Consider the following 1,940-nt stretch of genomic DNA (forward strand, 5'->3'; position numbering starts at 1 on the left):
TCTCCTTGAGCGCGCGCGAGAGCTGCACCGCCTCGGCGCGCTCGCCCTCGCTGAGGTAGCCGTTGCGCGAGGAGAGCGCGAGGCCGTCGTCGGCGCGGCGCGTCTCGCCGCCCACGATCTCGATCGGCAGCGCGAACTGCCGCACCAGGTGGCGGATCATCATCAGCTGCTGGTAGTCCTTCTTGCCGAACACCGCCACGCGCGGCTGCACGCAGCTGAACAGCTTCATCACCACGGTGCACACGCCGACGAAGAAGCCGGGCCGGAAGTGGCCCTCGAGGATGTCGGCCAGCGCCGGGTCGGGATGCACCTTGCAGGTCTGGGGCTCGGGATAGAGCGCCTTCTCGTCGGGCGCGAACAGCACGTCGCAGCCGGCGGCTTCCAGCTTGGCGCAGTCGCTGTCCCAGGTGCGCGGATAGGTGTCGAAGTCCTCGTGCGGCAGGAACTGCAGCCGGTTCACGAAGATGCTCGCGACGGTGGCGTCGCCCAGCGGCTTCGCCTGCGTGACCAGCGCGATGTGGCCGTCGTGCAGGTTGCCCATGGTCGGCACGAAGGCGGGGCGTTCGAAGCGCGCCAGGTGGTCGCGCAGTTCGGGGATGGTGCGGGCGATGAACATGAGGAAGTCCTCCTTGGAACGATGGAAAAAAAGAAGAGGGGCTTACCAGGCGTGCAGCCGGTCGTCGGGAAAGCTGCCGTCCTTGACGGCGCGCACATAGGCCGCGAGCGCCTGCGGGATGCCGCCGGCGCCGTCCATGAAGTTGCGCACGAACTTCGGCATGCGCCCCAGGTTCAGGCCCAGCATGTCGTGCAGCACGAGCACCTGACCCGCGGTGCCGCGGCCAGCCCCGATGCCGATGGTGGCGCAGCGCGTCAGTTCGGCCGTGAGCGCGGCGGCCAGCGCGGCCGGCACCATCTCGAGCACCAGCATCGCGGCGCCCGCGTCCTGCAGCGCATGCGCCTCCTCGCGCAGCCGGGCCGCGGCGGCGTCGCCCTTGCCCTGCACGCGGTAGCCGCCGAGCGCATGCACGGTCTGCGGCGTCAGGCCCAGGTGCGCGCACACCGGGATGCCGCGCTCGACCAGGAAGCGCACGGTCTCGGTGGTCCAGCCGCCGCCCTCGAGCTTCACCATGTGGGCGCCGGCCTGCATCAGCACGGTGGCGCTGCGCAGCGCCTGTTCGCGCGACTCCTGGTAGCTGCCGAAGGGCAGGTCGGCGATCAGCCAGGCCGTGCCCTGCACGCGGCGCAGCCCGCGCGAGACGCTGTCGGTGTGGTGGCGCATGGTCTCGAGCGTGACGCCGACCGTGCTCGACAGGCCCTGGCAGACCATGCCGAGCGAATCGCCGACCAGCAGGCATTCGACGCCCGCGGCGTCGGCCACGGCGGCGAAGGTGGCGTCGTAGGCCGTGAGCATCGCGATCTTCTCGCCGCGCGCATGCAGCTCGGCCAGCCGCGGCAGGCTCAGCGGCTTGCGCGTGGCGGGCTGCGAGGCCGGCGGCAGCGTGCCGTAGGGCGTGGCGGCGGTGGCTTCGTTCGGGGTGGAGGCGTTGGACATGGTTGGGTTTCTCCCTGCGGGCGTCGGTGGCCGGGCATCCTGGGGTTGAAGAAAGCGGGAACGGGTGGGTCTATCGGTCGGCCGGTACCAGCACCGTGGGTGCGGTGGGCTCGGCGAGCGAAGGATAGTCGCGGCTGAAATGCAGGCCCCGGCTCTCGTGGCGGGCCTGCGCGGAACGCACGATCAGCTCGGCCACCTGCACCAGGTTGCGCAGTTCGAGCAGGTCGCGCGTGACGTGGAAATTGGCATAGAACTCGTGGATCTCGGCCTGCAGCAGCGCGATGCGGTGGCTGGCGCGCTCCAGGCGCTTGTTGGTGCGCACGATGCCCACGTAGTCCCACATGAAGCGGCGCAGCTCGTCCCAGTTGTGCGAGATCACCACCGCCTC

Annotated in this window: 2 protein-coding genes and 1 pseudogene; all 3 read right to left on the bottom strand. The window is 70.4% G+C overall.

Features of this window, described 5'->3' with window-relative positions; all coding sequences use genetic code 11:
• Positions 1 to 616 (bottom strand): pantoate--beta-alanine ligase (gene panC / locus AC27VN_RS40080; protein WP_490880301.1); only part of this gene is annotated, 616 nt, incomplete at its 3' end.
• Positions 617 to 658: 42 nt separating this feature from the next.
• Positions 659 to 1,552 carry a 3-methyl-2-oxobutanoate hydroxymethyltransferase gene (panB, locus tag AC27VN_RS40085; RefSeq protein WP_490880302.1) on the bottom strand — a complete coding sequence of 298 codons (894 nt, stop codon included), beginning with the start codon at positions 1,550 to 1,552 and terminating at the stop codon, positions 659 to 661.
• Between the two features lie 70 nt (positions 1,553 to 1,622).
• Positions 1,623 to 1,940 (bottom strand): annotated as a pseudogene (locus AC27VN_RS40090) (L-aspartate oxidase); the annotation flags it as partial.

The organism is Variovorax sp. 20P10.2.4, from assembly GCF_058244205.1.

What these genes read in the sequence shown, in the direction of transcription:
- panB (WP_490880302.1), bottom strand. Translation starts at nt 1,552, where the DNA reads ATGTCCAACGCCTCCACCCCGAACGAAGCCACCGCCGCCACGCCCTAC.